Consider the following 15,638-nt stretch of genomic DNA (forward strand, 5'->3'; position numbering starts at 1 on the left):
CCGCTGGACCTATGAGGGAAAGCCGCTCGCGGCATGAATGATTAAACAGTCTCGGGATTTCCACTCTGTTGCACTAGGCTCAGGGATGTCCTCGAGCAGACGACGAATGGCGAGCCCGGCCAAGGTGAGACCAAAGATGGAAGGCATATAGCTCAGGGTCCCGTTCACGGCTCGCGGGCGGCCGCGCCCGGTGTTCTGCGGAGCCAGTGGGGGAATGGGGGTCTCGTCCGACCAAACCACGGTGATGCCGCGGCCAAGGCCGCGACGGCGCAGACGTGTGCGGACTTCACGGGCCAGCGCGCAGACGCGCGTCTCCATGAGATCACCGACCTGCACGCGCGTTGGGTCCATTCGTCCCCCGGCACCCATGCTGCTCAAGATTGGCCTGCCAAGCCGCCACGCCGTCTCGATCAGGGCAACCTTGCTGCCGAGACTGTCGATGGCGTCGATGACCTGATCGAAGGGCTCGGACAGTGCCTGCTCCATGCCATCCTCAGCAAGGAATTCGGTCGCGACCCTCAGCCGGCAGTTTGGGTTGATGTCGGCAATCCGGCGCGCCATCACAGCTGTCTTGTCCTGGCCGACCGTCGACCTCAGCGCGACCAACTGACGATTGAGGTTGGACGCATCCACCTGATCATGATCGATCAAGGTCAGCGCCCCGACCCCCGCCCGCGCCAAGGCCTCCACCGCGAATGAGCCAACGCCGCCAAGACCCGCCACCAGGACGTGACTGCGACTCAGCCGGTCAACGCCTGCGTCGCCAACCAAGATCCGGGTGCGATCAAAAAGAGGATCCTCTAGATGCGCTGGTTTGGGCGTCATTGGAGATTCAAGATGCCTCGTGCATTTGCGGTCGTCTGGGCCGCGACCGCCTCCGGATCAGCCTTGCGCGTCGCGGCCAGCGCCGCCAGGACATCCGGCAGATATTCTGGGCTGTTGCGTTCGCCTTGATGCGCCGCGACCGTCATGTCCGGCGCATCCGTCTCCAGCACGATGGACGCCAAGGGCAGTTCGGCAGCCAAGCGGCGCAGCTTCCTAGAGCGCTCGAAAGTCAGCATGCCGCCAAACCCCAGCTTGAACCCCAGGTCGATGTACCGCAGCCCTTGCTGCAAGCTGCCATTGAACGCATGCGCGATGCCACCCGGCACCCCTGCCCGCCGCAGCATTGCCAAGACCTCGTCATGCGCCTTGCGCACATGCAAGAGCACGGGCAGCCGGGCATCGCGGGCGATCGCAAGCTGGGACTCGAAGACATGGCGCTGCGCTGCCGGATCCAGCTCGCGCACCTGGAAGTCCAGTCCGATCTCGCCGATGGCTAGGGGGCGATGCAGCCTGACTGCCTGCTCCAAAGCGACCAAATCCCGCTCGCGGTGCTGCCGCACGTAAAGCGGATGCAGCCCCAAGGCCGGGTAGAGTCTCGGCATCTGCGCGTCCGCACAGGTCGCCAGCAATCCTTCCCAGCCTTGGGCCTGAATCGCCGGGACGACAATGGCCGTCAGCCCGGCCTCGCGACAAGCACTGAGGACGCGACTCCGATCCGTATCGAAGTCCGAAACGTCCAAATGACAGTGCGTGTCGATCAGTTCCATGAGTGCGTCTTTGAGGATGCCAGTCGCGCGCGGCACGCCCGCCGCCCAGGTCGGAATCCTTCCCAGGCCAGCAAGGACACCGACTGCTGCGGCGACAGCACAGCTCAAGCCCCGGCGGCGCTCTTCATATCTCGCACATAGATTGCCTTCTGCGCACCGCGTCCGACGGCGCGCTCCTCGAGATCGAAGAGCTGAATGGCCTTGAGCAGCCCGCTCAGCTTGGCGTAGCCGTAGTTGCGCGAGTCGAACTCAGGGCTGCGCTTGGCGATGGCCGAGCCGACAGGCCCGAGCGATGCCCAGCCGGTATCGTCGGCCGCGCTGTCGACCGCATGACGCAGCAAGGCCACAAGCTTGGCGTCGTGCTTGAGTTCCTTGCCGCTCTTGCGCTTGGCCGAGTCATTGCCGGCATCCTCCCGCAAGACCTCGGTGAAGACGAACTTGTCGCAAGCCGCCACGAAGGGCTCTGGCGTCTTCTGCTCTCCGAAGCCGTAGACGGTCATCCCGGACTCGCGCAGGCGAGAGGCGAGCCGGGTGAAGTCGCTATCGCTCGAGACGATGCAGAAGCCCTCGAAGTTGCGCGAGTACAGCAGATCCATGGCGTCGATCATCATGGCGCCATCGGTGGCGTTCTTGCCCTTGGTATAACGAAACTGTTGTATCGGCTGGATCGAATTACGTAGCAGCGTTTCCTTCCACGCCCCGAGGTTCGGCAAGGTCCAATCGCCGTAGATGCGCTTCACGTGGGAAGTGCCGTACTTGGCGATCTCCGCCAGCAGGCCCTCCACAATGCTCGCTTGGGCATTGTCCGCGTCGATCAGAACGGCAAGTTTGAGATTGCCGGATTCAGACATCGTCTTCTGGCTCCTGTGAGTGTGCCGCTCGATGAGCACCCATTCGCGACCGGCCCAGCCCAGTCCGCCCGTCGGTCGTCTCACCACATGAGATCATCAGGAACCTTGTAGTCCGCGTAGGGGTCATCGCTATCATCCTGATCCGTCGGCTGGTTGAGCACCAGCACAAGGGAGGCGTCACGCTCGCGCACACGCACGGCGATCTCCAGCGGCACGACTTCGTAAAAGGCATCCTGGCGCACAATGCCCAGTGCGCCCGAGACCAGCTTGGCGTGCTGCTCCTTATTCACATGGATCCGCTTGAGCGTATTGCCGTCCATGAAGTTGTAAGCCAGGTCTCCGCCGTCGCGCACAACGCGATGCGTATGGATCAGCTGGCGGATCTCGTTTTCCGCCGCACGCCGCGCAGCCTCCTCTTGGCGCTGCCGATTCAGCTCGCGGTCGCGGGCCGCTTTCTCGGCCTGCGCGCGCTGCGCCGCTTGCCGCGCCTGCTGCTGTTCTGGGGTGGCGTGCTTGCCAGTCTTCTTGGTCTGCTTGCGCTTGGAAGAGCGCGCCTGCTTCAGCTTTTGCTCATCGACCAGGCCGGTCTTGAGAAGCTGGTCTTGGAGTGAGTTTCCCACGCCCTGCTCTCCGGATTGAGGAAGTCTCAGTGGATTGTAACTGGCTACAGCCCGAAAGCGATGCCTCACGGCCACTTCTAAAGACCATTAGTGCGCTCAAGAACCGCGAGCAACCACCGGCGAGGCATAAAACTGAGCGGCATCGCTTTGTCCCCAAAGCCGCGCCGTGGTTAAATTCCGCGCCGGTAGGTGCCATGGAGCCATGGCGCGAGAGCCGAATCTGCACAGCTCATTTAGATCGTCTCAGCGCCCCAGAGCCTGTCATTCACTTCGGCCAGACACCCAATCTGGAAGGTGCCGAAGCGCATGCCAGCACCTACAGACCAGGGGGCAGCGGATTTCACGCCCCTTCAACATTGTCGATTTATCACCGCGGAGTGCCTTCATGACCCGTCTTTACCTGCTCGTCGCCTTAGTGCTGTCCGTCATCCTGCCGGTCCAGGCGGCGAATGAGACCAGCGTCGGCTACGTCGATATGCAAAGGGTGCTCGAAGAAAGCAAGCTCGGGCAGCGCCTGCAAGAGCAGCTGCGCAAAGACTTCGAGCCCCGCGCCAAGGAACTCGCCGAAGAGGAACTCGCCATCAAGCAGATGCAGCAGGAGCTTGGCCGTAATAAGCCCCTCATGAGCAACGCCCAGGTGGAGAAAAAGGAGGAGGAGATCAAGAGCCGGATCGAGAGCTACCAGAAAGAGGCCATGCCCGTGCAGCAGGAGCTGATGAAGGTCCAGCAGGAAAAGGGGCGCGAAATCATCGGCCCGGCGCGCAAGGCGGTCGACGCGGTTGCGAAGAAAAAGAAGATCGGAATGGTCCTCGAGCGCGGCCTGGCCGGGCTCGTCTATATCGATGAATCGCTCGACATCACGGATTCCGTCATCAAGCAATTGGATTCGACCACAAAGTGAGCCCAGGCGCGGGACGCCCACGAGCCTTGAAAGGATGCCGATGACGAGACTGTTTCAGCTATTGGCCCTGGGGTATACTTTCCGGCGCTTTGGGCGTCCTGCTACGCCGCTGGATGCGGGCTGAGCCGAACTGAGTCGCGGCAGTCTTCAGCGCCTGGGCCAGGTGTGTGACCGGCCGGGATTTGGGGTGCTTCATCTCTCGCAGCACCAGCCCGGACGACCGCGCCGGAGCCGCTTAGTTAGCCCGCCGGACAGCGGCTTGCAAGCCGCTCCGAAAGGGTGCGGACAACGCGGCCCTGGCCGTCTCTGCCGAGCCAGCATCGCCAAAGCGTCGACCCTATTTTGACCGCACGCGTCGGGCGCGTGGCGGACTCCGTCAATCAGGAGCGGACCCAATGCTTGGTGAATCCCACGACCTTCTACACGAGTTCCCTGACCTGGAGCAAAAGATCGCGACCCTGCGCGCGGCGAATCCAGAGTTCACGAAGCTCATGGATGAATACGACGGCCTCGACGCGCGCGTTCGCAGTATCGAGGAGCTTGGAACACCGGTCGCCGATGAGACCATCGAAGATCTCAAGAAGGAACGTTTACAACTCAAGGACGCGCTCTATGCCATGTTGAGGGCTTGAGCCGCAGCACACCACGAGGCCAAATCAACTCCCGCACGCGGGTTGCTTGCTCGGCGCAACGACCCGCTGAAGCCTGTGCAGCATTGCGGTCCTTGGTCGCACGGGCGCAGCGAAATGCCTGCCGCAGATCAAGACTTTCAGCTGCTCTGCGCCACGCATCAAGACCGAAGAGCAAGGCGCCCAACCGCGTTGCGGCTGTCGGTCAGATGCAATGGCCCGCCCCGTGCGCGCCTTCGGCTCGACGCGCACTACTGGCCGGGCTTATCACCGCACCGTCCTTGAGGACCTGGATTTACCGTGGACTTCCGCATCCTCCCCGTGACGCCCTTCCAGCAGAACTGCACCCTGTTCTGGTGCACAAAGACGCGTCACGCCGCCATCATCGACCCAGGCGGTGACATCGAAACCATCGATGCCGCCATCCGCGAGCTGTCTCTGACACCTGAGCGCATCCTGCTCACCCACGGCCATATCGATCATGTCGGGGCCACTGCAGAGGTCGCGCAGCGCTACGACATCCCCATCATTGGCCCCCACGCCGACGATGCCTTCCTCATTGAGGGGCTGGCTTTTCAGAGCCAAATGTTCGGCTTCCCCAGCGTGACGGGTTTTCGGCCTGACCGATGGCTGCAGCAGGGTGACGAGGTCGAGGTCGGCGAAATCCGGCTCGAAGTCCTCCATTGTCCTGGCCATACGCCCGGACATGTCGTCTTCTTCAACCGCGAGGCGCAGATCGCCCAGGTCGGCGACGTGCTCTTCCAAGGCTCGATCGGCCGCACCGACTTTCCGCGCGGCAATCACGCCGACCTCATCGCATCGATTCGGCAACGGCTCTTCCCACTCGGGGACGATGTCCGCTTCGTTCCAGGGCACGGCCCGATGTCAACGCTCGGTGCCGAACGCAGAAGCAACCCCTTCGTCCGCGACTAAGCAACACCCGACAGAGCCCCGATGCTATTCAAGCGATTATTCCAGAGACGCAAACGGACCTCCGATAATGCCGAGGCTAGCATTCAGCCGAAGGCCCCCGGAAGGCTCCAAGACAAAGGGCTGCGGCGATCAGCGTCAGAGCAGCACGCAGATAGCGTCACGCCGGCCAGTGAGGTCGAAGCGCTCAGCCAAGCGCTGAAGCAGGCCCCGGACGAAAGCGCCCGGGAGACCCTGTCAGAGCGGCTTGTCGCTGCACTCTGCAAGGAGATCGCGCCCGAACCATCGGCGGAGGCTTTTCAAGACATGCTCGCAGCGGTCCAAGCCCCCCAGGCACTCGAGCAGGTCGCACGTCAGGCGCCTTCACCCCGAGCCCGAGGTGCCGCCATCGCGCGGATTCTGAACCCAAAGGTGCTCGCGGACTGCGCGGTCGAGGATCGACTGGCGGCAAACCGCAGTCTCGCCGTCGAGCGACTCACGGCCAAGGAGCCGCTAGAGGACGTCCAGCACCGCATCGGAAAACGCGACAAGACCGTCTATCGCATCGCCCGCGAAAAGCTGCGACTGATCGCCGAGCAGGAAGAGCGCCCGCGCCTCATTCGTGCACAGTGCGAAGACATCCTCGCCAAGCTCGAGCGTCTCGGACGCCTTGGCAACTGGAGCCAAGATCGCGCCCTCCTCGATCATCTCCAGCGTCAGTGGACGGAGATCGCCGACGACGTGGATCCCGAGTGGCTCGCGCGTTTGGCAGCAGAGCGTGATCGCTTCTTGCATGCCTACGATGAGCATTGTCGCGAGAACAGCGCCCAAATTGCCGAGCAGACCGCCATGGAAGCCGCACGGGAGCAAGCGGAAGCGCTCCTCGATGAGTTGCAGGCGCTCGTCGATCACGGCGAGAGTGAGACGATCGAGGTCGAGCGCATCGCCGCGGCCTGGGAGAAGCTTCCGGGACACGCATCGAAGGAAGGCTCGGCGCTCCACAAGCGTTACGACCGCTGCATGCAAGCGCTCTCCGCTTCGCGCCAAGCCCGCGCGGATCAGCAGCAGCAAGGCGAACGACTCGCCAAGCTCCTCGCAACGTTGGAGCGGCTCAGTGCCGACTCCAGGACGCTCGACTACAAGCGTGCAACCTCAGTCCTGCAGGAAGGGCGCACACTCGCAATCGCCCTGCCCGACCAGGCGCAGGCGTCGGCCTTCATCGGGCTCGCCGACCGCCTGGAATCCCGCCTGCAGCGGCAACACAAGCAAGCGGAGCAAAAGCTCAAAGACTTCCCGAAGCGTCTTCAGGAGTTGGAGGCCCACCTCGCGGCTGGCGAGCTGAAGAAGGCCGACCCCATCTACCAGAGCCTGCAAGCGGCACTGGAGCTGATGCATACCAGCGGCATCCGCAAGAGCGAGGAGACCAAGCTCTCCAGTCAGCTACGCGCACTCGCCCCAAGGCTGCGTGAACTCCAGAACTGGCGGCGCTGGGGTGCGGATCAGCATCGCGAAGCGCTCTGCGCCGACATGGAAGCGCTGATCGAGAAAGACTCCCCGCTGGAAGCGCTGGCCGAAACACTGCGCGCACTCCAGGCGAACTGGAAGAACCTGGACAAGACCGGCTCCCCGGCCAGCCAAGCACTTTGGGACCGCTTCCACCAGGCTTCGGAGACCGTCTACGCGCGTTGCCGACCCTACATGGAGAGCCAGGCAGCGGAGCGCGAGGCCAATCGTGCCGCCCGCGAGCAGGTTTGCGAGCAGCTCGAGGCATTCCTATCCAAAGTGGACTGGGAGCGCGTCGACTGGAAAAAGATCATGCGCGCCGAGCGTGAGATGCGTCAGACCTGGGCCAGCATCGGCCAAACCGAAGGCCGTCACCGCAAGCAGCTTGAGCGCCGTTTTTATCAGTCGCTGCACCAACTCGATCAGCGACTCGATGCCGAGCGCAAGCGCAATCAGACCCACAAACGGGGCCTCGTCGAGCGCGTCCAGGCCCTCGTCGACCTACCAGATCTCGATGCCGCTATCGAGCAGACCAAGGCCATTCAGCGCGAGTGGCACACCACGGTCCCAGCGCGTCAAAAAGATGAAAACAAGCTGTGGCAGCGCTTCCGTGCCGCCTGTGACGCCGTGTTCGAGCGTCGTGCCGCCCTGCAGCAAGCGCATGTGAGCGGACTGCAGCAGAACCTCGAGGCCCGCGAGGCGCTGTGCCGCGAAGCCATTGAGCTGGCGTCGCGCACACAAGACCCGAAGCAGCTCGCCGTCGCCCAGCGCGAACTCGCAGAGCGCTGGCGAGCGGCGGAGTCCCTACCGGTTCCCCGGCAGGCGGCCGGTAAGCTCGCACAGAGCTGGCAGAAGAGCTGCGCTGAACTCGAAGCACGCCGGCGCAACGCCGAGGAGCAAGCCCGGGCGGCCTCCTTCGACTTGTTGAAACAGCAAGCGCAGCTCTGTGAACGCATCGAGCAAATGCTCTTGAACGACGCTAGCGATCTCACCCCGACCGCTGCCATTGAAGAAGCCTGGTCGCAACTGCCGACACAGGAAGACGAGGGGCTGCAGCAGGCCATCGCGCAGCGCTTTCAGCAGGCCTTGAGCGCTGCGGAAGCGCCGAGCAAAGGCGCCGCACTCAAGGAACGACTCGACGCGAACGCCGAGCGCAGGGGTCACCTCTGTCTGCAGCTCGAGATCATCGCCGGGATCGAGTCACCCACGGAACTCGCGCAGCAGCGACTCGAGTTTCAGGTCGCAAGACTTGCCGAGCGCATGGCCGAGGGCGAAGATGACCCGCTGCAAGGCGCGACCAGCCTCTTGCATGAATGGTATCTCTGCGGCCCGGCCCGCCTGGACGAAGCGCTGAAAGACCGCTTCACCCGCGTGAGCGATGCCCTAACTCAGCGGCCTACAGCAACGGCAGAGCCTGCCTGAGGCGCGCGACTGTCATTGCGCGTCAGGGTCCGAGATCCTCACGCACAGCACATCGCAGTTCGCGCCCTTCATCACCGTGCGTGCGGTCGAACCGAAGATCCCGAGGAGACCCTGGGAGCCGTGCGTCCCGACCACGACCAAGTCCACGCCAAGCTCCGCCGCCACCTCATCAATGACATGCGCAGTCGCACCGGCTCTGAGGATACGATCCTCGGCAGGAACACCAAGCTGATCGCCCAGCGCCTGCATTTCCCGCTGGGCAGCTTCCATCAGCTCCTCTTCCAACTCCAGCGTCTCGGCCGGCAGCGCCATCTCACCCGAGTAGCCAAGGTACATTGACTCCATCGCGGGCGGGATGTGCTCGACGACGTGCAAAAGCGTCAGCCGCGCACCCGACAGATCACGCAACCGCGCGGCCCTCGCCACCACGGGCTCACTCGACTTCTCGAAGTCAACCGCGAGCAGCAGGTGTTGATAGTTTTCACTGGCCATCTCACACCTCGATAAGGTTCCGGTCCCAATCCAAGTATATCCGGTGGGCGTACCGACGTTAGAAGCTGTCTGGAAACTCCTAGGGAGGCTTCGCCTCAGACCGACGAGTCATGCCATCGGGATCGTTATCGGGATCGGAATCGCTATCGTCGGTTCGATCCCGATCCCGATCCCGATCCCGACGGCCTTGGATGGTCGGACGCTTCATCTAAATTTGACTCATCTGCGAGCATTTTGCGTCCTCAAGGATCCTAGGGGCCTCTACGATGATATCCGGACAGCCTCTTAGGCTCGCGGGCCTCGATCATCTGGACTATTCGTCGATCTCGACGACGACGCCGCGACCGTCAGGCCCCTTGACGAGCACCAGCTTACCCAGCGTCGGATGGCGGGCCGTGAAGACCGTGATGCCAGCGACGGTCTTCTCCCCGATCAGTTCGCTCTCATCACTCAGATCTCTGATGATGTCAGGTTCGGCATCGAGCATACGCATGGCTGTCTCCAGACAAAGGATCTCTCGGCGTCTTTCTGCTCCACAGCCAGGCGGCTGGGTCTCGCTTGGGCAGGACTTGCAGCAAACAATCAGGCAATCCTGTCCGAAGCCATCTGCTCCATGCTCGGCGGTGTCGCAGAGGTCACCTCATCAATGGAGGTTTCGGCAGAACACCTACACCTCCCTGAGATCATTTATGGCCCAGAAAATCCACGCCGTCTACATCGCCATATCCAAGTCGTCTTGAATCTCCGCGATGCCAGCCAGCGCGCAGGCTTCATCGGTCTCGCCGGCAGGCGCCCCGCTCACACCGACACCAGCGACCAAGGCAGAGCCGCCAACCAAGACCGGGACACCGCCCGGCGACATGACGAGCCCATCGACCCGACCGACCGGCGTGTTGGCACGCTCGGCCATCGCTGAGGTCGCAGCGTTGAAGTTTGCTGCCGTGAAGGCCTTCATCCGACTGATCTCAGCCGTGATCGGCGCGGCAATGGTGTCGCGCAAGGTGACTTGAACATTGCCCTCGCGGTCAACGACGGTCACTGCAATCTGAATCCCCTTCTCGCGGCACGCGGCAATCGCGCCCTGAGCCACCTTGACCGCGGAATCCAGCGACAAGCGCTTGACCTGCACGAACATGGGATCCTCGGCCACGGCACTACCGGCAAAAGCGAGTGCGGCCAGCCCCATCAACAATGGCTTCGTCATCATCACCTCCTCATCTTCGTTGTTGTTGTTACACTTCTCAGACCCTTGATGCAGTCAGGTCGAGCAGCGGCGACTCATCTGCGCGCCGCCGAGGCAGGCTCAGGCTTTATCGCCGCTTCCATAACGAGCATCGATATACTCGTCGACCATGCGCTTGAATTGCTCGGCGATGCCCTCGCCCTTGAGCGTCGCGACCTTCTCACCGTCCACGTAGACAGGCGCCGACGGCCGCTCGCCGGAACCGGGCAGACTGATGCCGATATTGGCATGCTTACTCTCACCTGGGCCGTTCACCACGCAGCCCATGACTGCCACCTGCATGGTCTCGACGCCGGGATACTGCGTCCGCCAGGCCGGCATCTGATCACGCAGGTAGGTCTGGATGTTCTCCGCCAGGTGCTGGAAGGTATCGCTCGTCGTCCGACCGCAGCCCGGGCAGGCAGTAACCATGGGGGCGAATGAGCGAAAGCCCATCGATTGCAGGATCTCTTGCGCGACCACGACCTCTCGCGTGCGCGCTTCACCCGGGGCTGGCGTGAGCGAAACACGAATCGTATCTCCAATGCCCTCCTGGAGGAGGACCGATAGCGCTGCAGTGGACGCGACGATGCCCTTCGAGCCCATACCTGCCTCGGTCAGCCCCAGATGCAGCGCATAATCGCCACGGGCCGCGAGCAAGCGGTAGACCGCAATCAAGTCCTGCACGCCGCTCGTCTTGCACGAAAGGATGATGTGGTCCTTGGCCAGCCCTAGCCGCTCCGCGCGCTCCGCGCTCGAGATCGCAGACTCCACCATGGCCTCGCGCATGATCTGCTCGGCATCCTTGGGCTGAGCCGCGCGGGCGTTCTCGTCCATCATCCGCACAATCACGTCCTGATCTAGGCTGCCCCAGTTGACACCGATGCGCACCGGGCGGTCGTAACGGCAGGCCAGCTCAATCATGGTCGCGAACTGGCTGTCTTTCTTCTCGCCCTTGCCAACATTGCCCGGATTGATGCGGTACTTGGCGAGCGCCTCCGCACACTCCGGATAGTCGGTCAGCAGGCGATGTCCGTTGAAATGGAAATCGCCCACCAGAGGCACATTGCAACCCTGAGCATCAAGCGCTTCGCGGATCGCGGGCACCGCCTTGGCGGCAGACTCGTGGTTCACAGTGATCCGCACCAGCTCGGACCCAGCCCGCGCCAAATCGGCAACTTGCCGAACCGTGGCCTCCACGTCGCCAGTATCGGTGTTGGTCATGGACTGCACGACGATGGGCGCCTGCCCACCGATGGTGACTGGGCCGACGGCCACGGGAACAGTCCTGCGTCTTTCTAAGGTGTGTCGAGATGGGCTCATGGTGCCTTGTCCGCGGGTAGGATCTGCGAAAGCGCTATTCTTGCAGCTGATGATGAGGGATGAACAGAGGGTTTTTGTCTGGTTTCAGGGCAGCGGCGCACGCAGGCCCCGAATGATCTCCAGGTAGTCCGGATCCGTCTGCAGAATCAGGCCATGCCTGATCAGAAAATCGATGATGACGAGGTTGCAGTTCAACTTGAATTCATCGCTATCGCGAACCAGGTCGCGCACCTCTTCGACCGGCATGCGATAGAAGGTCTCGACCTCGCCGTCGTGACAGCGCGGCTGAAAATCCTCCGGCACCTCGAGGTCATAGCAATAGATGACGTCCGGCTTGAGGCCCCTGTCGGAATCGCGGCAGTAGGTCAGGGCCCCCACCGGAACCGCCTGGTCGGCCAGCTGCGGCGACATACCCGCCTCTTCCTGACACTCCTTGCGCAGATTCTCAATGAGACTCAAACCGTAGGGCAGCCCACCAGCGACCAAGTGATCCAAACGCCGCGGATAGAGACGTCGATCCGCCGAGCGTCGACCGATCCACATCTCAATCCCAGTCGGGGTGCGAACGAAGCCATTGAGGTGCTGGCCAAAGGCACGCATGCCGAAGAAGGGCGCACAGGCACGATCGACCAAACAGCGCGCCTGATCCCGGTTGCCTGCGGTCACGGGATAGAGTTCGCCGTGCAAGTGGGTGAGAACGCCCTCTTCCACCAAGCAGCCAACCACTTCCGCGAGCACCGCGCTGCGCGCGTCGAAGTCCGTCGGCGGATCGATCCATTCGACGCAATGGGTCTGAACGCAATGGGTCTCAACGCGAAAATATCGCGGCCAGCGCCGCAGATGATCCATCGCCGACTGACGCAGACTCCCGATACGCTCGCCGCCCAGTAGAAGAGGCACGAAGTCGGCCGGATCCCAGACATTGCAGGCGTGAATCTTATCGAGGAAGCTCATAGCCACGAAGCTCGGACTGTCATCGTTGAAAACACGGATGTTAGCGCTCGCGTCCCTTCGCCAGCCCCCACTGACGTTCCATTTCGTCGCGCTGCTCCGGACCAGGCTCGAGGCCCTGCGCTCGCAGTCCTGCCTCCACTTGACCGAAGCGGCGTTCGAAGCGGTGATTGGCCGCGCGCAACGCCTGCTCCGCATCGACGCCCATGTGACGGGCGAGGTTGACGCAAGAGAACAGCAGATCACCGACCTCATGGACCCGCTCCGTCGGCTCCACCTGGTCGGCGAGTGTCTCTCGACACTCATCAAGCTCCTCGCGAACCTTGTCGAAGACGCCCTCGACGCCGTCCCAATCGAAGCCGACGCGCGACGCACGGCGTTGCAGTTTCTCCGCCCTCACGAGGGCAGGAAGGGCCTGTGCGACACCTGCCAGTGCGCCCTCCGCAGCAGCCGGCTTCCCCTTCTCGGCACGCTCTGCGGCCTTGATCCGCTCCCAGTTCGCGCCGACGGCGCCAGCATCGTCAAGATCGGTGTCACTGAAGACATGCGGGTGGCGCCGGATCATCTTGTCGCAGATCACACGGACGACATCCGAGAAGTCAAAGCTGCCCTGCTCCTCCGCCATACGCGCATGAAAGACCACCTGCAGCAGCAGATCGCCCAGCTCGTCGCGCAGCCCGAGCATATCGTCCTGCTCGATCGCCTCGGCGACCTCGTAGGCCTCCTCCAAGGTATAAGGCAGAATCGTGCGAAACGACTGCTCAAGATCCCAAGGGCAGCCGCCATTGGGATCGCGCAGACGCGCCATAATGGCGAGCAGGTCGTCGACCTTAGCCTGATGGGTCATGACTCAGTAAACACCACATTCCCGTCCGAGTAAGGATCACGCATAGCCATCGAAGAGCAGCCCGAGCAACACCGCAGCGATCCCACCCCATTTCCAATAGCCGCGCGGAATTCCGATGACCTCGTCCGCTTTCGACGCGGCTGGATCCTTGAGAATCGCGCTGAGATGCGGTCCCGCCAAGAGCCAAGGCAGGAAACCGAAAATGACCGGCACCGACAGCCACAAGGCAACCGGCTCATTGAGCAGCAGAATCACTGCCAGGAGCGGCCAGAGAAAAATGTAGGCTGCGGTCATCTTCGCGTCGCGCGACTTGGTCGTGCTCCATGCAAAGGCCCAGACCGCACTGACGCCCCAGCCGATAGCGATCAAAATGATGACGAGCCGCATGATTCAACTCTCGCAGCAGTCTCTTTCTAAGGGTTCCGACTAGATTGAACTAAGAAAAGCACCGGCACAGTAAGCAGATAACCTCGCGCACAAAAATCGATGACTGCCCAGGTTCGAGCGATCAAGAGCCGCGCCCACCAGCAAGGCCATAACTAACGTGACCAAGAAAGCGTCCATCAACAACTTCCCCCCTTTCGCAAAGGGGGGCTAGGGGGGATTTCGGGCGGCATCGCTCGCATCGGGAAACAATTGATGGACACTTTCCAAGCGAAGCTCAGCGCAGCACTCAGGTATGCCGGCATGTTAACGGATCCAGCCCCTCAGGGTCCACGCAAGCCCAGCAGGCACTCAAGCGACCCTTGCGCCAAACCCGCAAGGCGACAGAAGCCCCGAGAAAACCATTTGACACAAACACCCCACTACCCCATACTTAGCAGCTCATTCGGGCGCTGAAATCAATCTTCAGTAACTGAGTGACAATCAAAGCGCCCGTAGCTCAGCTGGATAGAGTACCTGGCTACGAACCAGGTGGTCGGGAGTTCGAATCTCTCCGGGCGCGCCATAAAATCAACGGCTTGGGCGATCATCGTCTAGGCCGTTTTCGTTTCCGGAGCGTTTCCTAGTCACTTTGGAAAGAGCCTTGGCAGTCAGTACTCCGACGGCAACAAAATCGTCGTGACTGACCGATCCGCTTCCGTGATGACCAACACCTTGAAGCCATCCTGGATCTCGTAGGCGCTGAGCAGACGACTTCCCTCTTCAAGGGCAAGGTCGTTGGCTCTACGGTCCTCTTCGTCCAGATCTCCCCAATCGCCTAGCTCGTGCCGAGCCAGAATCGTTGGGATAAGGGCATCAAGGTGGCGTCTGCTGAATGCGCTGAGCGCTGCCCGTGTGATAACCGTCTGTCCGAGCGGAAATAGTGTGTTCATGCAACCAACCTCCCGGTCAGAATATCCAGCCAGTCGACACTTCTAGCATTGCTCACGATCGGCGGTAGTCTCACCTCAACTGCCAGTCCTCGCCTAGCCAACCGGTGCTTCAGCCTCCATGCTGCCTCCTCACCTCGTCCTGACAGATCTCGATCGGCCCAAATGGCCAGCCGAGACCATCGATCTGCTTGCCGTAGGGGTCAGGACTGCCGAGCGCCCGCAAGAGGATGGCATCGCGCTGCGCCGCATCCGCCGGCAAATCCTGTGCGCGAAAGAAGAGCCCCTTGCTGGTGCCGCCGCGCATCCACACCGCCGGAATGCTGCGCACTGCCAAGGCTCACCCCGGATTCGACATAAAATCGATGACGACGGCCGTGACATTGTCGCGCCCGCCGGCATCGCAGGCCGCCTGAATCAGCGTCTGCACGACCGACGCGGGCTCCGGCTCGACGAGGATCTCGGCAATGCGCGCGTGGCTCAGCTCCTTGACCAGCCCATCGCTGCACAGCAGATAGCGATCGCCATCGACCAGGGCCTCGACGCGCCGATCGACCTCCAGTTCCACGTCACCGCCCACCGCCCGCACCAAGACATTGGACAGCGGGTGCGACTCGGCCTGCTCGGGCGTCAATACGCCTTGGTCGACCATCTCCTGGACCTGGGTGTGATCCAGGGTGAGCTGCTGCAGGACGCCATCGCGCAGCCGATAGCCCCGGCTGTCTCCCGCCCACAGCAGGCTGCAATGGTCGCCGACAGCGATGACGGCCACCACGGTGGAGCCGATGATGTCGCCGTGCAGCATCTCGGCCTCGGCAACCAGCTCACGATTGACGCGCCGCAGGATCTCGCTAGCCTCATCCGCTGCGGCACCGAGCAGTTGCGGACGCGGCATCGCCGCCATGCGCTCGACGATGAGCGCGCTCGCCATGCCGCCGGAGGCATGCCCGCCCATGCCGTCGGCGACGACCCAGAGGCCCAGCTCCGGACGATCGAGATAGGCATCCTGATTGACGCTGCGGATGCGGCCCGGGTGCGTGACACCGGCGGACTTCCAGGCGAT

At 62.4% G+C, this 15,638-nt stretch carries 17 protein-coding genes, 1 tRNA gene and 1 pseudogene; 5 read left to right on the top strand and 14 right to left on the bottom strand.

Going from position 1 to position 15,638, the window contains the following annotated elements:
* Positions 1-9: 9 nt before the first annotated feature.
* The 4 genes from G3480_RS21025 to G3480_RS21040 form a co-directional block, all read right to left on the bottom strand.
* Positions 10-825 carry a tRNA threonylcarbamoyladenosine dehydratase gene (locus tag G3480_RS21025; protein WP_164655853.1) on the bottom strand — a complete coding sequence of 272 codons (816 nt, stop codon included), beginning with the start codon at positions 823-825 and terminating at the stop codon, positions 10-12.
* A complete protein-coding gene (locus tag G3480_RS21030; protein WP_164655868.1) occupies positions 822-1,592 on the bottom strand; it encodes a TatD family hydrolase in 771 nt (256 codons plus the stop codon). The genes G3480_RS21025 and G3480_RS21030 overlap by 4 nt, the downstream gene beginning before the upstream one ends.
* 104 nt (positions 1,593-1,696) lie before the next feature.
* Positions 1,697-2,443 (bottom strand): NYN domain-containing protein, encoded by a 747-nt coding sequence (locus tag G3480_RS21035; RefSeq protein WP_164655854.1) that lies wholly within the window; start codon positions 2,441-2,443, stop codon positions 1,697-1,699.
* Positions 2,444-2,523: 80 nt separating this feature from the next.
* Complete coding sequence (locus tag G3480_RS21040; RefSeq protein WP_164655855.1) at positions 2,524-3,063, bottom strand: DUF2058 family protein; 540 nt, start codon at positions 3,061-3,063, stop codon at positions 2,524-2,526.
* 385 nt (positions 3,064-3,448) lie between these two features.
* On the opposite strand from G3480_RS21040, the gene G3480_RS21045 reads away from it, so the two are divergent.
* The 4 genes from G3480_RS21045 (at position 3,449) to G3480_RS21060 (ending at position 8,427) form a co-directional block, all read left to right on the top strand.
* Positions 3,449-3,964, top strand: a complete 516-nt coding sequence (locus G3480_RS21045) for an OmpH/Skp family outer membrane protein (protein ID WP_164655856.1) — start codon at positions 3,449-3,451, stop codon at positions 3,962-3,964.
* A gap of 395 nt (positions 3,965-4,359) precedes the next feature.
* Entirely contained in the window at positions 4,360-4,596 is a 237-nt protein-coding gene (locus tag G3480_RS21050) for an HP1242/YdcH family protein (protein ID WP_164655857.1), read from the top strand.
* 297 nt (positions 4,597-4,893) lie between these two features.
* Positions 4,894-5,526: an MBL fold metallo-hydrolase gene (locus G3480_RS21055; RefSeq protein WP_164655858.1), complete on the top strand. Its 633-nt coding sequence runs from the start codon at positions 4,894-4,896 to the stop codon at positions 5,524-5,526.
* 21 nt (positions 5,527-5,547) lie between these two features.
* Entirely contained in the window at positions 5,548-8,427 is a 2,880-nt protein-coding gene (locus tag G3480_RS21060) for a DUF349 domain-containing protein (RefSeq protein WP_164655859.1), read from the top strand.
* Between the two features lie 12 nt (positions 8,428-8,439).
* On the opposite strand, the gene G3480_RS21065 is transcribed toward G3480_RS21060, so the two are convergent.
* The 7 genes from G3480_RS21065 to G3480_RS21095 form a co-directional block, all read right to left on the bottom strand.
* A complete protein-coding gene (locus G3480_RS21065) occupies positions 8,440-8,919 on the bottom strand; it encodes a universal stress protein (protein WP_164655860.1) in 480 nt (159 codons plus the stop codon).
* Positions 8,920-9,232: 313 nt separating this feature from the next.
* Positions 9,233-9,412: a hypothetical protein gene (locus G3480_RS21070; RefSeq protein ID WP_164655861.1), complete on the bottom strand. Its 180-nt coding sequence runs from the start codon at positions 9,410-9,412 to the stop codon at positions 9,233-9,235.
* Positions 9,413-9,631: 219 nt separating this feature from the next.
* A complete protein-coding gene (locus G3480_RS21075) occupies positions 9,632-10,123 on the bottom strand; it encodes a GlcG/HbpS family heme-binding protein (protein WP_164655869.1) in 492 nt (163 codons plus the stop codon).
* A gap of 99 nt (positions 10,124-10,222) precedes the next feature.
* The gene (gene ispG, locus G3480_RS21080; RefSeq protein ID WP_164655862.1) at positions 10,223-11,464 is read right to left on the bottom strand and encodes a flavodoxin-dependent (E)-4-hydroxy-3-methylbut-2-enyl-diphosphate synthase; all 1,242 of its coding nucleotides are present in this window, start codon (positions 11,462-11,464) and stop codon (positions 10,223-10,225) included.
* An 84-nt stretch (positions 11,465-11,548) separates the two neighbouring features.
* Positions 11,549-12,418 (bottom strand): DUF4743 domain-containing protein, encoded by an 870-nt coding sequence (locus G3480_RS21085; protein ID WP_164655863.1) that lies wholly within the window; start codon positions 12,416-12,418, stop codon positions 11,549-11,551.
* Positions 12,419-12,458: 40 nt separating this feature from the next.
* Positions 12,459-13,262, bottom strand: coding sequence for a nucleoside triphosphate pyrophosphohydrolase (mazG, locus tag G3480_RS21090; protein WP_164655864.1), 804 nt, complete (start codon positions 13,260-13,262; stop codon positions 12,459-12,461).
* A 36-nt stretch (positions 13,263-13,298) separates the two neighbouring features.
* A complete protein-coding gene (locus G3480_RS21095) occupies positions 13,299-13,649 on the bottom strand; it encodes a hypothetical protein (protein ID WP_164655865.1) in 351 nt (116 codons plus the stop codon).
* Between the two features lie 485 nt (positions 13,650-14,134).
* Between G3480_RS21095 and G3480_RS21100 the strand changes: the two genes are divergently transcribed.
* Positions 14,135-14,211, top strand: a tRNA-Arg gene (locus tag G3480_RS21100).
* 85 nt (positions 14,212-14,296) lie between these two features.
* On the opposite strand, the gene G3480_RS21105 is transcribed toward G3480_RS21100, so the two are convergent.
* The 3 genes and pseudogenes from G3480_RS21105 to G3480_RS21120 all read right to left on the bottom strand — a co-directional run.
* Complete coding sequence (locus tag G3480_RS21105; RefSeq protein WP_164655866.1) at positions 14,297-14,578, bottom strand: hypothetical protein; 282 nt, start codon at positions 14,576-14,578, stop codon at positions 14,297-14,299.
* A 169-nt stretch (positions 14,579-14,747) separates the two neighbouring features.
* Positions 14,748-14,912 (bottom strand): annotated as a pseudogene (locus G3480_RS21115) (PrpF domain-containing protein); the annotation flags it as partial.
* Positions 14,913-14,915: 3 nt separating this feature from the next.
* A partial coding sequence (locus tag G3480_RS21120; RefSeq protein ID WP_240905955.1) for a PP2C family protein-serine/threonine phosphatase occupies positions 14,916-15,638 on the bottom strand: 723 nt, incomplete at its 5' end.

The organism is Thiorhodococcus mannitoliphagus, assembly GCF_010915725.1.
Taxonomy (GTDB): Bacteria; Pseudomonadota; Gammaproteobacteria; order Chromatiales; family Chromatiaceae; genus Thiorhodococcus; species Thiorhodococcus mannitoliphagus.

Coding starts and splice junctions, on each gene's coding strand:
- G3480_RS21025 (WP_164655853.1), bottom strand. CDS start 825: ATGACGCCCAAACCAGCGCATCTAGAGGATCCTCTTTTTGATCGCACC.
- G3480_RS21030 (WP_164655868.1), bottom strand. CDS start 1,592: ATGGAACTGATCGACACGCACTGTCATTTGGACGTTTCGGACTTCGAT.
- G3480_RS21035 (WP_164655854.1), bottom strand. CDS start 2,443: ATGTCTGAATCCGGCAATCTCAAACTTGCCGTTCTGATCGACGCGGAC.
- G3480_RS21045 (WP_164655856.1), top strand. CDS start 3,449: ATGACCCGTCTTTACCTGCTCGTCGCCTTAGTGCTGTCCGTCATCCTG.
- G3480_RS21050 (WP_164655857.1), top strand. CDS start 4,360: ATGCTTGGTGAATCCCACGACCTTCTACACGAGTTCCCTGACCTGGAG.
- G3480_RS21060 (WP_164655859.1), top strand. CDS start 5,548: ATGCTATTCAAGCGATTATTCCAGAGACGCAAACGGACCTCCGATAAT.
- G3480_RS21065 (WP_164655860.1), bottom strand. CDS start 8,919: ATGGCCAGTGAAAACTATCAACACCTGCTGCTCGCGGTTGACTTCGAG.
- G3480_RS21070 (WP_164655861.1), bottom strand. CDS start 9,412: ATGCGTATGCTCGATGCCGAACCTGACATCATCAGAGATCTGAGTGAT.
- G3480_RS21075 (WP_164655869.1), bottom strand. CDS start 10,123: ATGACGAAGCCATTGTTGATGGGGCTGGCCGCACTCGCTTTTGCCGGT.
- ispG (WP_164655862.1), bottom strand. CDS start 11,464: ATGAGCCCATCTCGACACACCTTAGAAAGACGCAGGACTGTTCCCGTG.
- G3480_RS21085 (WP_164655863.1), bottom strand. CDS start 12,418: ATGAGCTTCCTCGATAAGATTCACGCCTGCAATGTCTGGGATCCGGCC.
- mazG (WP_164655864.1), bottom strand. CDS start 13,262: ATGACCCATCAGGCTAAGGTCGACGACCTGCTCGCCATTATGGCGCGT.
- G3480_RS21095 (WP_164655865.1), bottom strand. CDS start 13,649: ATGCGGCTCGTCATCATTTTGATCGCTATCGGCTGGGGCGTCAGTGCG.
- G3480_RS21105 (WP_164655866.1), bottom strand. CDS start 14,578: ATGAACACACTATTTCCGCTCGGACAGACGGTTATCACACGGGCAGCG.